Below are 13582 nucleotides of genomic sequence, written 5' to 3' on the forward strand. Positions count from 1 at the left end.
TCAGTTCTCTCAACGAATTTGTGGGCCGATGAACCGGCTCTTGGCTTCGACATGAACGCTGTCGTCATCGGCATCCTTGAGGATGAAGGTCACCTCGTTGGTGCTCGACGGCAGCTGGTCCGGTGCACTGGACAACTCCACTGGCTGGCTGAAGATATCGCCGGCCGCGACCTTGATTTCCCGTCGGCCTTGCAGCTTCAAGTCAGGCAGGCCGGTGGCTTCCAGCACATAGGTGTGATCGCGCTGGTCCTTGTTCATGATCTTCAGGCTGTAGACGTTCTCGATCCGGCCTTCGGCGTTTTCGCGGAACAGCACGCGGTCCTTGCTGACGTCGAAACCCACCAGCGAGCGCATGAAGAACGCCGTCACCAACAAGCTGATCATCGCCAGCAGCACCAGGGCATAGCCGATCAGGCGCGGGCGCAGTTTATGGGTTTTCTGCCCGGACAGGTTGTGTTCGGTGGTGTAGCTGATCAGGCCGCGCGGGTAATCCATCTTGTCCATGATGTTGTCGCAGGCATCGATGCAGGCGGCGCAGCCGATGCACTCGATCTGCAGGCCGTCGCGGATATCGATGCCGGTGGGGCAGACCTGGACGCACATGGTGCAATCGATGCAGTCCCCCAGGCCCAAGGCCTTGTAGTCGATGCCTTTCTTGCGAGGGCCACGGCCTTCGCCGCGACGTGGGTCATAGGACACGATCAGCGTGTCCTTGTCGAACATCACGCTCTGGAAGCGGGCGTAAGGGCACATGTAGATGCACACCTGCTCGCGCAGCCAGCCGGCGTTGCCATAGGTGGCGAGGGTGAAGAAACCGACCCAGAAATACGACCAGCCATCGGCCTCACCGGTAAAGAACTCGAACACCAGCTCGCGGATCGGCGTGAAGTAGCCGACGAAGGTCATGCCGGTGACGAAACCGATCAGCAGCCAGAGGCTGTGCTTGGCGAATTTGCGCAGGAATTTGTTGGCCCCCATGGGCGCCTTGTCCAGCTTGATGCGCTGGTTGCGGTCGCCTTCGGTGACTTTTTCGCACCACATGAAGATCCAGGTCCACACGCTCTGCGGGCAGGTATAGCCGCACCACACCCGACCGGCGTACACCGTAATGAAGAACAGGCCGAAGGCGGCGATGATCAGCAGTCCGGACAACAGGATGAAATCCTGGGGCCAGAAGGTCGCGCCAAAAATAAAGAATTTGCGTTCCGGCAGGTTCCACCAGACGGCCTGATGACCGCCCCAGTTCAACCAGACGGTACCGAAGTACAGGAGGAACAAAAAGGCTCCGCCGACCATCCGCAGGTTGCGGAACAGACCGGTGAAGGCTCGGGTGTAGATTTTTTCCCGAGAGGCATACAAGTCGACGCTCTTGTTGGCATCCTTGGCAGGCGGGGTAACGTCATGTACCGGAATCTGATTGCTCATCAAATGCATCCCACGGCAGTGGAAAAGTGCCGAGGCCAGTGCGTGCCGACCACGGTCAGAAAGGGTGCTGCAATGGCCCAATGATACGCCTGTCGCTCTAGCCCAAGGGTGCGACCTTTGGTCGCGTTGGGCGCAAGGGGCGAATGGTGTAGCGGATGTAACAAGTCATGACCCAGATCAATTGACTATAGACAGTCCATGGGCGTTGCTGGTCCCTTTGGTTTTGCCGCCAGCGGTGAATGCAGGCAACGCCTGAAGGCTGCACTAGGTGGCGGGGGAGCTAGTGGCTATACAGGATGTTGTAGAACGACGCTGAATCGTTATTGATCGAGGTCAGATCATGACCCGTAGGAATCTTTTCGAACAGCGCTTTGGTGACGGTCATACGACGCAGGATGATGGCCTCCAGCAATTTGCCGAACAGCACCTCATCATTGACGTATTTCTTCAGTTTCAGGATTTCACGAGGCCGGTTTTTCAGTATGTGGAAGGAGTAGTTCATCAGAATCATGTTCGAGACGAACAGGTTTTCCGTTGATTGGAGTGGATTGAGCGTATCGATCACAGCGTTGAGTACCCACCGCCTGTTCTGGGCATAGGTATTCAGAAAAAGGTCGGGGTACATGAGTTCGCTGTGGCGATCATTGAGCTTGAAGCGGTAAGTGTCTCCGTCAGCTTCGGTCAGTAATCGGATAACGGCTGTCTGATAGCTTTTCAAATGGCTCAGCAGCTCATGCTCTTTCCTGGCGTCCGCCTTGATTGCCTTGTAAACCAGATCGATGATCTCCAGAAAAGGCACAGGCCCCAAGGCATCGGTCGCCATCATCAACTGATAACCCTCGATGCTGAACCGACGATACACCTCGTCGTCGATGCTCAACTCGAAAAGCAGGAACCTGAACATGTGGTTTCTGAGTTGTGCATTGGAATCGATCGGGCTGTTCTTCAAGCTGATCAACTGGATCAAGTAGAAGAAAACAAAATAGTCTTTGTTGGTTCGTTGGCGGTTGTCGATCTCGAGCAGGTAGCCAAGGCGTGACAGGACCAGGAGCAGGGCATAGCAATCCGATTCCGTGAATCCGATTTTCGCCATGGATTTTTCGAAAGCGCTTGCTGAAAACAAGTCGTGCCAACGGCTCACGCTGAAGGCTGAGCCGTTGCTTCTCCTGGCCACGACTCGGAGTAATAAGGGCTCGTCTTCTTCATAGAAAATGGCGCCCAGCGCCTTGGGGTAAGGGCGGGCGTTCAGGAAGTTTTCAAGCTTATAGGAGAGGAGATTGAAGATGTCCATTTAGCCTTACCCGCATGTCTTCCACTTTCCATTCGGGCCTTTTTTCTCGACACGAAATGACGTGATGGTTTTATTGAATTTATCCAACAACCGGAAACCGATGCCTCTGGCTTTGGGTTCATTCGTTTTGGAAAGCACGCCATCTTTCAGACCCGTCTCCTTATAGTCAACGGTGGAGATATCTTTGTGGTTATTGAGCATGCTGACCCCTTCATTGTTGACGGTAGCGACGACTCGATACTTTTCATTGCCTGGGTTGAACCCTGGATTGCTGTCCTGGTTGACCCAAACCGCTTTCTCTCCCCGGATATTCGGGACCAAGCCCCCTTTACCGCCATTAGCTGCCTTCGAGGAAACTGTTTCGCTTTCGCCCATGTAGCGAATAATCTCGTTTTCTTTCAGCCCTAATGGGTCGATCCAGGTGAATGGATTCGGTGCGTAGCGATAGAGATTAAGGCTGCCGCTCAGGCCCAGAGGGTCGGGCGTGGTAAAGCGTCCGATATCGGGGTCGTAAAAGCGAAAGGTGTTGTAGTGCAGGCCAATTTCCCGATCCAGATATTGCCCTTGGAATCGAAGGTTCTGTTCTTCGACGTAATACGGCTCACGCACCTCCTCGAACGTATTGCCCCATACTTGATAGCGGGCATGCCACAGCGGATGGCCGTCACTTTCCGTCAAGGCGTGTGGCAGACCATTGGGGTCGTTGTGATAGTGGCGAATGCGTTGACTCTCTTCGATGCCGTCGACCCTGGCCAAGGGCTCATGACCGTTATCAGCGTAGAGGTACAGGCTGGTCAGGCCATTTTTTTGCTCTTTTAGTAATTGCAGGCCATCCCAGTCGAAGCGCGTGGAGGCGATGAGTTGACCTTTGCTGTCATGTTCAGTTTTCTCGATCCTTCGGCCCAAGGGGTCATAGCGCATCCTGACGACGCTTTCTCCCTCGACTTTCCGTGTTCGAACTTCAATCAGACGATGATCGGAGTCATAACTGAATCGCTGCAACCCGTGTCGTCGGCTGCGTTTTTCGATTGTTCGTCCGAAGCCGTCGTATCGATAACGCTTATCCTGATAAGTCAGCAATTGGTTGTGCACAACCCGTCCGGTTGCGCCGGAGGGGGCGTCGAGGAGATTGGCAGCCGCATCGAAGGCGAATGTTTCATTCTGTCCCTGGCGACTTCCCTGGCTCGCAATGATTCGCCCCGTCACGTCGTAGTGCAGCAGTTGACGTTGCTGGCCTTGTGGCAGTCGTTCGAGGCGGCCAACAAGATGATCGCTGGGATCGAACTCAAAATGCATCTGTTCGGCAGCCGTCATCGGCGAAGGAGGGCTGCCGAGACGGCGTTGGCGACTGCGTAGGCGCCCGCTACGGTCGTAGTCGCTACGCGTGTGGATCTGGCCTTGCGTGCGCATCACCTCACGATGCAGCCGGTCACGTTCAAAGTCGCTGATGACCTGGCCGTCAAGATTGATCTGATGCAGGTGGCCACTGCCGTAGTAAAGACGGTTGATCCAGCGACCGTCAGGGAGTCGGGTCTGGATGAGATTGCCGAGTTCGTCGTAATGATGCTTCAGAAGCCCTGCCGAACTCTGCTCTTCAATCAAATATCCCAACGCGTCATAAGCGAAGCCCAATCGCTGTTCATCGCCATCATTATTGACAGTGACGGCTTCGATCAATTGGTTCAGTGGGCTATAGCTGTACCGAGACTGTCCGTCAGGCGTGAGTCGGGTGATCAGTCGACCTACCGCATCGCGTTCCAGATGCTGGACGATGGGTTCTTCGAGGGGGTGATGATCATTTCGCGGCGCTGCAGCGGTCTCGACTCTTGTTACATTGTCGAGAGCGTCGTAGGTGTAACGCTTGACGCTGCCGTCGAGATTACGCTGTTCAACCAGCCGGTTCCCGGCATCCCAGGCAAACCGATAGCGTTCACCATTCTCATTGACCAGCGCCTGCAGTCGCCCATAGCTGTCGTAAGCAAACTGCACCTGCCGGCCCTGGGCGTCGGTGCGCTGGCGGACCTGGCCGCGGCGGTTGTGTTGGTAAAGAGTTGTGTGCCCGGCCGGGTCCGTATAGCCGGTCAACTGGCCGGCGACGTCACGCTGGTAAAGCTCGCTGCGGCCGTCCGGCAATTGGCTGCCGAGCAAGCGACCTTGGGCGTCGTAGCTGAACTGGGTGCGCTCGCCGAGGGCATCGGTGATGGTCTGCAGATAGCCGCGATGGTCGTAGCTGAACCGCGTCGGGTAACCCGAGCAGTCGACATGCTCCACCAGTTGTCCGAACGGGTTCCAGCGCAGCTTCTTGCTCTTGCCGGTGGCGTCGATGATTTCGATGACCTGGCCGTGGGCGTCGTAGCGGTAGCGGGTGACATGGCCCAGCGGATCGGTTTCGGCGATGCAGTTGCCGCGCTGATCGTAGCGGTACGTCCAGCTGTGGCCGGCGGCGTCGGTGTCCACCTGCGGCAGGGCCCAGTGTTCGAGCCAGAGGGTGGATTCGCTGCGACCCAGCGGGTCGGTTTCGCTGATCAGGTTGCCGGCTTCGTCGTAGCTGTAGGTGTAGTGCCCGCCCTGTGGGTCGGTGGCGGCCAGCATCTGGCGCTCGTCGTTCCACTCGAACGACCAGGTCTGGCCGAGCGTGTCGGTGAATTGGGTGATCTGGTGCTGGCTGTTCCAGTGGCGGGTGCTGACCCGCTGCAAGCTATCGCTGATGCGGGTGATGCCGGCCATGAGGTCATAGTCGAACTGGTAGGCATCGCCCTCGTCGGTCCAGTGTCGGACCACGCGCCATTCCTGGTCCTCGATCAAGGCCCAGTCGTAGAAGCACTGCAGGCCCGTGGGCAACTGGTGCTCCACCATGCGCCGGCCCGCGTCGTAGGCGAAGCGTCGTTGCACCTGGCCGGTGGCGTCGCGTACTTCGGTCAGGTTGCCCGTCGCGTCATAGCCGTAGCTGACCAGCACTTCACGTTGCTGGTCGGGGTACAGGCGTTCGATCTGGCTGACACGTTCACGTTCGTAAGCCAGCTCGACCTGTACCAGGTCGAAAGCGTCGCGCAGTCGTACCAGGCGCCCGGTTTCGTCGTAGTCGAGGTGGATGCGGTTGTCGTTGCGGTCGCCCAACTGGTTCAGGCGCAGCAAAGCCGCATTTCCTGGCGCCGGTTCGAACAGGCGATACAGGCCGTCCGCGCTTTCGATCAGCAATTGCCCGTTGGCATGGCGCCGCACGGCGAGGCCTTCGCCGGCGCTGAACACCGCACCGCCCAAGGGGATTGAGCCCATGTCGATGGGGCGGCCCTGTTCGTCGGTGTAGACCAGGGTCTCGCCGCCCTCGGGGTGAGGCCGGATCTCGACGCACACCTCGTAGGGCACGCTCCAGCCGACGCCGAACAGCCCTTCGCCGCGCTCGTCACGGCTGTTATAGAAGCGCTGCCAATCGATCGGCTGAATCCCCGGCAGTACGAAATCCAGCTCTTCATCGCCGCCCAGGACCTTGGCCCCGGTCGCCGCATGCACCGGGTTCGACGAGCCCATGGCCGCGTTGGCCGCCGCGCCCATGGCACTGCTGACCGCCATCGACGCCGCTGCGCCGGCCAGCATGCATGGCAGCTTGCTGAAGAACTTGCCCTTGCTGCCCTTGAGCATCAAGAGGGCCGTTACTGCCAGGCCCACGCCCGGCGTCTTGCCGCTGCGGATCTCGCGCACCACCACGGTGCCGCCGCCGATGGTCACGTCGGGGGAAATCAGCCCGGACGACACCACCTTGGCTTCGCAGGTACTGCGGTCGCCGCTGCGCACGGCGGGCTGGCCGTTGATGGTGACCTTGTCCGAGCCTTCGGCCAGGAACTGCGGCGGCATCGGCGGATGCTTCAGGCAGGTGATCATGTCCAGCGGCTTGGGCACGGCACCGGGGGCGGGTGTGGCGACGGTGGGCCGCCACATCTGCGAGAAGAAACTCTCGGCCATGTCCAGGTAGCTGGGCTCGGGCGCTTCCAGCTCGGTGCCGGCCGGTGCGACATGGGATTCGATGGCCCCGGCGGCGCGGGCGGCGGGAATGTTGTTGGTCAGGGTGTCGGTGGAACCGGTGAGGATGTTGGCCTGCACCGTGGGCGGAAAGAGGGCGTTGCCGATGCCCTCGCAAATATTGCTCAGGCCCTTGTCGGCGCCGGTCTTGCTCATGGCGAGGCCGACGACCGCGCCGACCACGGCGCCGAGCAGGAAGCAACCGAGGCCGCCGGTCGCGACCGTGATGCCGGTGGCCGCAACCACGGCAGCGGTGGCGACGGCCGTGATCGCGATGTTGGCCGCCACTTCCAGCACACCGCCGAGGATGTCGGCCATCATCGAGGTGTGATCCAGCGCATCGCCCAGGCGAGCGGCCCAGAGCGCGTCAGACATGCACGTTGCCCGTGCAGTGGGAGCCGCCGGCTTCTATCGGTTCAAGCGTTGTGATGCCTTCCATTGCATCTTCTCCTTGTCAGTCATGGCCCGCGTCTCCGTGCGCACCGGGCATTTGATCAGCTTCGGACGCATCAGGCAATCGGCCGGTTTTTCATCCCGGCCAGCCGCACCGCGTAGTCAGGCCATCCACGGGTTGAGCAACGTAACCCCGCTGGCCTCGAAGTCCGCTACGTTGCGGGTGACCACGGTCAGGCCATGGATCAGCGCCGTGGCAGCGATCAGCGCGTCGCATTCGTTGCTGCGATCAGGTACGTGCAGCCGGGCGCAGCGCAGCGCCACGGCGCGGTCCACCGCCAGGATCCTGCCGGCAAAGGCGGGCAGGACGTGGTTGTCCAGCCAGGCCCGCAGGCGGCTTCCCTGGCTCGGGTCCTTGCGTTCGAAGCGCAACACGCCGGTTTCCAGTTCCAATACGGTAATCGCCGAAACATACAGGCTGGGCGCGGCTACGCTGCGGGCCCAGGCCTGCACGTTTCTGTCGGCCTGGGGTTTGCGCAATTCCGAAATGACATTGGTATCGAGTAAATACATCAGGACAGGTCTACCGCTCGAGGAGTGATGACGGCGCGCTCGGTGTCGAAATCGATATCTGGCGCATCGGGCATGACCAGCAGCTCGACAATGCTGGCGCCGATGCCGGTCAGTTTCTGGTACTCCTCAATGCTTAGCAGCACATGAGCCGGCTTGCCACGGTCGGTGATGATGACGGGCCCTTCGCGGGTCGCTTTTTTGGCACCACTTGTGTCGTGGTTGAATTCGCGGCTGGACATGGTAGTGATGGACATGGGCATGCCCTCATTGAAGTTGATGTAGGCACGTTACTACCTTGACTGATTGGCGGCAAGAGAAACGGCTGCGCCCTATCGGACCGGCCATGAAAAAGGCCCCGTCAATGTGCATTGACGGGGCCTTTCGTGTATCAGGCGCAAGCCTTACTGGGCGTCAGCGGCCGGAGCCTTTTCGCCGTGGGACAGGCTGTAGACATAGGCGGCCAGCAGGTGGACCTTGTCGTTGCCTTGCAGGTCGGCCTGGGCAGGCATCTGGCCCTGGCGACCGTAGCGGATGGTCTGCTGCAGTTGAGCGAAGCTCGAACCGTAGATGAACGCGGCCGGGTGCGTCAGGTTGGGTGCGCCCATGGCGGGAGTACCCTGGCCTGCCGGACCGTGGCAGGCCACGCAGTTGGCAGCGAAGATTTTCTGGCCGTTGGCCGGATCGGCCTTGGCGCCTTCCGGCAGTTTGCGACCGTGCAGGCTGGTCACCAGGTACGACGCCACGTCGGCGACACCTTGCTCGCCGACCACGGCAGCCCAGCCCGGCATCACGGCATGACGACCGCCCATGATGGTGGTCTTGATGGTTTCCGGCTCACCGCCCCAGCGCCAGTCGGCGTCGGTCAGGTTAGGGAAGCCGTAGGCACCCTTGGCGTCGGAACCGTGGCAGACCGAGCAGTTGGAGGCGAACAGACGGCCACCCATCTTCAGGGCTTGCGGGTCCTTGGCAACTTCTTCGATCGGCATGGAGGCGAACTTGGCGAAGATCGGACCGAACTTGGCATCCGAGCGCGCCATTTCCTTTTCCCACTCATGCACGCCGGTCCAGCCGGTCTGGCCGTTGGCGAAGGCGGTCTGCTTTTCGGTATCCAGGTAGTTATAGCCTGGCAGCAGGCCTTTCCAGTTGCCCAGACCCGGGTAGAGCACCAGGTAGCCGAGGGCGAACACGATGGTGCCCACGAACAGCATGAACCACCATTTCGGCAGCGGGTTGTCGTATTCCTCGATCCCGTCGAAGGAATGGCCAACCGTCTCTTCGGTGGCCTCGCTGCGCTGGCCCTTGCGGGTCGACAGCAGCAGCCAGGTCAGGGAGAAGATCGTTCCCAGGCTGAGGACTGTGACGTACAGACTCCAGAACGTTGTCATTCTTTGTTACTCCTAGAAGCTTGCTCGACGTGCTTGATGGCTTCGGGATCATCCGCGAACGGCAGCAAGGTCGCGTCGTCAAACTCCGACTTGCGCTTGGGGCTGAACACCCACAGGGCCAGACCGATAAAAGCCACCATCACGACGACGGTGCCCAGGCCGCGAATCATCCCGATATCCATTAAGAATCACCGTTTGCTTTTGATGATGGTGCCCAGGCCTTGCAGATAGGCCACCAGCGCGTCCATTTCGGTCTTGCCCTTCACGGCATCCTTGGCGCCGGCGATGTCTTCGTCGGTGTAAGGCACGCCCAGGGTGCGCAGGACTTCCATTTTTTTCGCGGTGTCCTTGCCGTCGAGCTTGTTTTCCACGAGGAACGGGTAGGCCGGCATTTTCGACTCGGGTACCACGTTGCGCGGGTTGTACAAGTGCGCACGGTGCCAGTCATCGGAGTAACGACCGCCAACGCGGGCCAGGTCCGGACCGGTACGCTTGGAACCCCACAGGAATGGGTGGTCCCAGACGCTTTCGCCAGCGACCGAGTAGTGGCCGTAGCGTTCGGTCTCGGCGCGGAACGGACGGATCATCTGCGAGTGGCAGCCGACACAGCCGTTGGCGATGTAGATGTCGCGGCCTTCCAGTTCAAGGGCGGTACGCGGCTTCATGCCTTCGACCGGCTTGTTGGTCACGTCCTGGAAGAACAGCGGAACGATCTGGGTCAGGCCGCCGATACTCACGGCGATGACCATGAAGAAGGCCAGCAGGCCGATATTCTTCTCTACTGCTTCGTGCTTCATCAGTGAGCTCCAACTACGGCGATCTTGGCGGCGGCTTCAGCTTCAGCCGGGTCAGAAGCACGAACGGTGCGATACACGTTGTAGGCCATGAACAGCATGCCGCTGGCGAAGAACGCGCCGCCCAGGGCACGGACGATGTAGCCAGGGTGGCTGGCTTGCAGCGCTTCGACGAACGAGTAGGTCAGAGTGCCGTCGTCGTTGATCGCACGCCACATCAGGCCCTGGGTGATGCCGTTGACCCACATGGAAGCGATGTAGAGCACGGTACCGATGGTCGCGAGCCAGAAGTGCGCGTTGATCAGGGGAGTGCTGTGCATCTGCGCACGACCGAACAGTTTCGGGATCATGTGGTAGATGGCGCCGATGGAAATCATCGCTACCCAGCCGAGCGCGCCGGCGTGGACGTGGCCGATGGTCCAGTCGGTGTAGTGGCTCAGGGAGTTGACGGTCTTGATGGCCATCATCGGGCCTTCGAAGGTCGACATGCCGTAGAACGCCAGGGATACCACCAGGAAGCGCAGGATCGGGTCAGTGCGCAGTTTATGCCAGGCGCCCGAGAGGGTCATCATGCCGTTGATCATGCCGCCCCAGCTTGGCGCCAGCAGGATGATCGACATGGCCATGCCCAGGGACTGCGCCCAGTCCGGCAGCGCGGTGTAGTGCAGGTGGTGCGGACCGGCCCAGATGTACAGGGTGATCAGCGCCCAGAAGTGGACGATGGACAGGCGATAGGAGTAGATCGGACGCTCGGCCTGTTTCGGCACGAAGTAGTACATCATCCCCAGGAAGCCGGTGGTCAGGAAGAAGCCCACGGCGTTGTGGCCGTACCACCACTGGATCATCGCGTCGGTCGCGCCCGAGTAGGCCGAGTACGACTTGAACAGGCTGACCGGCAGCGACATGTGGTTGACGATGTGCAGCATCGCCGTCACGACGATGAAGGCACCGTAGAACCAGTTACCGACGTAGATGTGCTTGGTCTTGCGCTTGACGATGGTGCCGAAGAACACCAGGCCGTAGGTCACCCAGACGATGGCCAGCAGAATAGCCAGGGGCCATTCCAGTTCCGCGTATTCCTTGGTGGTGGTCAAACCCATGGGCAAGGTCACGATCGCGCCGACGATGACCGCTTGCCAACCCCAGAAGGTGAAGGCCGCGAGGCTGTCGGAGATCAGTCGCGTCTGGCAGGTTCGCTGCACGACGTAGTAGGAAGTGGCAAACAATGCACAACCACCGAAGGCGAAGATCACCAGGTTGGTGTGCAGCGGGCGCAGGCGTCCAAAGGTCGTCCATGGCAGATCGAAGTTCAACTCCGGCCAGACCAGTTGCGAGGCGATGAAGACACCGAGCCCCATGCCAAGGATCCCCCAGACCACCGTCATGATGGCGAACTGGCGGACTACCTTATAGTTATAAGCAGTCGGACTGATTGCTGTGCTCATTCTAAGGTTCCACGGTTTGGGTGTTTTATTAGGATAAAAATCGGCCGCAAGTATGGAGAAAGCGGGGGGTCATTGCAACGCGCCATGACCTGGGTCAATGCTTTCAAAAGCTGATTCTGCGGCCTTTCCATGTGCCGCGTAAGGACAAAATGGGCCCTCGACAAAGTGTCGCGCCGAAGGAAAGAGGCGAGGGGGTCAGGTCGGTTGTAACGGGGTGTGTTCAAAGCCGGCGTTCGGGTGACACCGGGCCATTGTCGTCACAGCCGGTATCTGCCTGTCTTTACGGCGTTTTTGTCGAACGATTGTCGAACACATCGGGTCGGGTCGACCTGAAACCGGCAGTCGCCAGTACACGCAGAGGCAAGCTTAGACCCGATTCCGAGGAACCGAAAGAAAGAGCTTGGGAGGGTGCGACAATGCGTCGCGCGCAGGCATGGAGTCGCCGCATCCGATGGATGCGGCTGTTCATGGGGGCAGGATTTATTCGCTTTTGCGTTCGGCTTGCAGGCGCTCGGCGCCGGCAGGGTGGGACAGGCTGTAGACGTAAGCCGCGAGCAGTTGCACCTTGTCATTGCCGAGCAGTTCGTTTTGCGCCGGCATCTGGCCCTGGCGGCCATGGCGAATGGTCTGTTGCAACTGCGCCAGGCTGGTGCCGTAGATGAAGCCCGCCGGTTGCGTCAGGTTCGGCGCGCCCATGGCTTCGGTGCCTTGGCCGTTGGCGCCGTGACAGGCGGTGCAGGTGGTGCTGAACGTCTGTTTGCCGGCTTCCAGGTCGGCGCCGCTGTCAGCTGGCAGCGACAGGCCGGCCAGGTCATGACGTACATACGCTGCTACGTTCTTGACCCCGGCATCCCCCAGTATTTCGCCCCAGGCCGGCATCGCCGCCATGCGCCCCCCATGATGGTGGTCTTGATGGTGTCGGCCGCGCCGCCCCAGCGCCAATTGTTGTCGGTCAGGTTGGGGAAGCCGAAGGCGCCCTTGGCGTCCGAGCCGTGGCAGACCGAGCAGTTGGAGGCGAACAGGCGGCCGCCCATTTTCAAGGCCTGCGGGTCCTTGGCGACTTCTTCCACGGGCATCGCGGCGAACTTGGCGAAGATCGGCCCGAACCTGGCGTCGGCCTTGGCCATTTCCTTTTCCCATTCATGGGCGCCGGTCCAGCCGTTTTCATAGCCAGGCAGGATGCCTTTCCAATTGCCCAGGCCCGGGTAAAGGATCAGGTAACCGACGGAAAACACCAGGGTGCCGGCGAACAACAGGAACCACCACTGCGGCAGCGGGTTGTCGTACTCCTCGATGCCATCGAAGCTGTGGCCCATGGTCTGGTCGACGCTGCCCTTGGTCTCGCCCTTGCGGGTACCGATCAACAGCCAGGTCAGGCCGATCAGGCTGCCGAGGGTCAGTACGCAGATCCACGTACTCCAGAAGGTGGTCATGGCCGGGTACTCCTTGTTGCAGGGTCTTGGGGATTGGCGATGTCGGCGGGTGGTTCGTCAGCGAACGGCAGCAGGCGCGCCTCGGCGAACTCCGGGCCGCGCTTGCTGCTGAAAGCCCACAGGAGCAGGCCGATGAAGGCCACGAACACCACGACCGTGCCCAGGCCGCGGATCATTCCAGTGCTCATTTCAAGAAACATGGGGCTCACCTCTTGCTCTTGATGGCAGTGCCGAGCACTTGCAGGTAGGCCACCAGTGCGTCCATTTCGGTCTTGCCCTTGAGCGAGGCCACACTGCCGGCGATGTCGTCATCGGTGTAGGGCACGCCGAGGGTGCGCATGGCGCGCAGCTTGGTTTCGGTGTGGCTGCTGTCCACCGCCTGGGTTACCAGCCACGGATAGGCCGGCATCTTCGACTCGGGCACGACGTTGCGCGGGTTGTACAAGTGCGCGCGGTGCCAGTCGTCGGAGTAGCGCGCGCCGACCCGGGCCAGGTCCGGCCCGGTGCGCTTGGAGCCCCACAGGAACGGATGGTCCCAGACGCTTTCGCCGGCTACCGAGTAGTGGCCGTAGCGCTCGGTCTCGGCGCGGAACGGGCGGATCATCTGGGAATGGCAGCCGACGCAACCTTCGCGGATGTAGATGTCGCGGCCTTCCAGTTGCAGGGCGGTGTAGGGCTTCATGCCATCCACCGGTTTGTTGGTTACGTCCTGGAAGAACAGCGGCACGATCTGGGTCAGGCCGCCGATGCTCACGGCCAGCACCATCAGCAGCATCAGCAGGCCGACGTTTTTCTCGATTGTTTCGTGTTTCATGGCGGACTCCTT

The 13582-nt window shown here is 60.4% G+C and carries 11 protein-coding genes and 1 pseudogene; all 12 read right to left on the reverse strand.

Annotated features, from left to right (window positions below; all coding sequences use genetic code 11):
- Positions 1–9: 9 nt before the first annotated feature.
- Entirely contained in the window at positions 10–1425 is a 1416-nt protein-coding gene (gene ccoG, locus PCOSP_RS09595; protein WP_139648852.1) for a cytochrome c oxidase accessory protein CcoG, read from the reverse strand.
- A 280-nt stretch (positions 1426–1705) separates the two neighbouring features.
- Complete coding sequence (locus PCOSP_RS09600; protein WP_464710930.1) at positions 1706–2716, reverse strand: hypothetical protein; 1011 nt, start codon at positions 2714–2716, stop codon at positions 1706–1708.
- A 6-nt stretch (positions 2717–2722) separates the two neighbouring features.
- Entirely contained in the window at positions 2723–7108 is a 4386-nt protein-coding gene (locus PCOSP_RS09605) for an RHS repeat-associated core domain-containing protein (protein ID WP_464710931.1), read from the reverse strand.
- 180 nt (positions 7109–7288) lie between these two features.
- Positions 7289–7699, reverse strand: coding sequence for a type II toxin-antitoxin system VapC family toxin (locus PCOSP_RS09610; protein WP_139648846.1), 411 nt, complete (start codon positions 7697–7699; stop codon positions 7289–7291).
- Entirely contained in the window at positions 7699–7953 is a 255-nt protein-coding gene (locus tag PCOSP_RS09615; RefSeq protein ID WP_024777889.1) for a type II toxin-antitoxin system Phd/YefM family antitoxin, read from the reverse strand. The genes PCOSP_RS09610 and PCOSP_RS09615 overlap by 1 nt, the downstream gene beginning before the upstream one ends.
- 147 nt (positions 7954–8100) lie before the next feature.
- Positions 8101–9084, reverse strand: coding sequence for a cytochrome-c oxidase, cbb3-type subunit III (gene ccoP / locus PCOSP_RS09620; protein ID WP_139648844.1), 984 nt, complete (start codon positions 9082–9084; stop codon positions 8101–8103).
- The gene (locus PCOSP_RS09625; RefSeq protein ID WP_003183474.1) at positions 9081–9266 is read right to left on the reverse strand and encodes a CcoQ/FixQ family Cbb3-type cytochrome c oxidase assembly chaperone; all 186 of its coding nucleotides are present in this window, start codon (positions 9264–9266) and stop codon (positions 9081–9083) included. Before PCOSP_RS09625 ends, ccoP (PCOSP_RS09620) begins: the two co-directional genes overlap by 4 nt.
- 6 nt (positions 9267–9272) lie before the next feature.
- Positions 9273–9881, reverse strand: coding sequence for a cytochrome-c oxidase, cbb3-type subunit II (ccoO, locus tag PCOSP_RS09630; RefSeq protein ID WP_003199605.1), 609 nt, complete (start codon positions 9879–9881; stop codon positions 9273–9275).
- Positions 9881–11323, reverse strand: a complete 1443-nt coding sequence (gene ccoN, locus PCOSP_RS09635; protein WP_047703838.1) for a cytochrome-c oxidase, cbb3-type subunit I — start codon at positions 11321–11323, stop codon at positions 9881–9883. Before ccoN ends, ccoO (PCOSP_RS09630) begins: the two co-directional genes overlap by 1 nt.
- 480 nt (positions 11324–11803) lie before the next feature.
- A pseudogene (ccoP, locus tag PCOSP_RS09640) lies at positions 11804–12756 on the reverse strand (cytochrome-c oxidase, cbb3-type subunit III).
- Positions 12753–12956, reverse strand: a complete 204-nt coding sequence (locus PCOSP_RS09645) for a cbb3-type cytochrome oxidase subunit 3 (protein WP_139648840.1) — start codon at positions 12954–12956, stop codon at positions 12753–12755. Before PCOSP_RS09645 ends, ccoP (PCOSP_RS09640) begins: the two are co-directional and overlap by 4 nt.
- 5 nt (positions 12957–12961) lie before the next feature.
- Complete coding sequence (gene ccoO, locus PCOSP_RS09650) at positions 12962–13570, reverse strand: cytochrome-c oxidase, cbb3-type subunit II (RefSeq protein WP_024777895.1); 609 nt, start codon at positions 13568–13570, stop codon at positions 12962–12964.
- Between the last annotated feature and the right edge of the window lie 12 nt (positions 13571–13582).

The organism is Pseudomonas sp. MAFF 730105, assembly GCF_055380705.1.

Coding starts and splice junctions, on each gene's coding strand:
- PCOSP_RS09615 (WP_024777889.1), bottom strand. CDS start 7,953: ATGTCCATCACTACCATGTCCAGCCGCGAATTCAACCACGACACAAGT.
- ccoO (WP_024777895.1), bottom strand. CDS start 13,570: ATGAAACACGAAACAATCGAGAAAAACGTCGGCCTGCTGATGCTGCTG.
- PCOSP_RS09600 (WP_464710930.1), bottom strand. CDS start 2,716: ATGGACATCTTCAATCTCCTCTCCTATAAGCTTGAAAACTTCCTGAAC.
- PCOSP_RS09645 (WP_139648840.1), bottom strand. CDS start 12,956: ATGTTTCTTGAAATGAGCACTGGAATGATCCGCGGCCTGGGCACGGTC.
- ccoP (WP_139648844.1), bottom strand. CDS start 9,084: ATGACAACGTTCTGGAGTCTGTACGTCACAGTCCTCAGCCTGGGAACG.
- ccoN (WP_047703838.1), bottom strand. CDS start 11,323: ATGAGCACAGCAATCAGTCCGACTGCTTATAACTATAAGGTAGTCCGC.
- PCOSP_RS09625 (WP_003183474.1), bottom strand. CDS start 9,266: ATGGATATCGGGATGATTCGCGGCCTGGGCACCGTCGTCGTGATGGTG.
- ccoO (WP_003199605.1), bottom strand. CDS start 9,881: ATGAAGCACGAAGCAGTAGAGAAGAATATCGGCCTGCTGGCCTTCTTC.
- PCOSP_RS09610 (WP_139648846.1), bottom strand. CDS start 7,699: ATGTATTTACTCGATACCAATGTCATTTCGGAATTGCGCAAACCCCAG.
- ccoG (WP_139648852.1), bottom strand. CDS start 1,425: ATGAGCAATCAGATTCCGGTACATGACGTTACCCCGCCTGCCAAGGAT.
- PCOSP_RS09605 (WP_464710931.1), bottom strand. CDS start 7,108: ATGTCTGACGCGCTCTGGGCCGCTCGCCTGGGCGATGCGCTGGATCAC.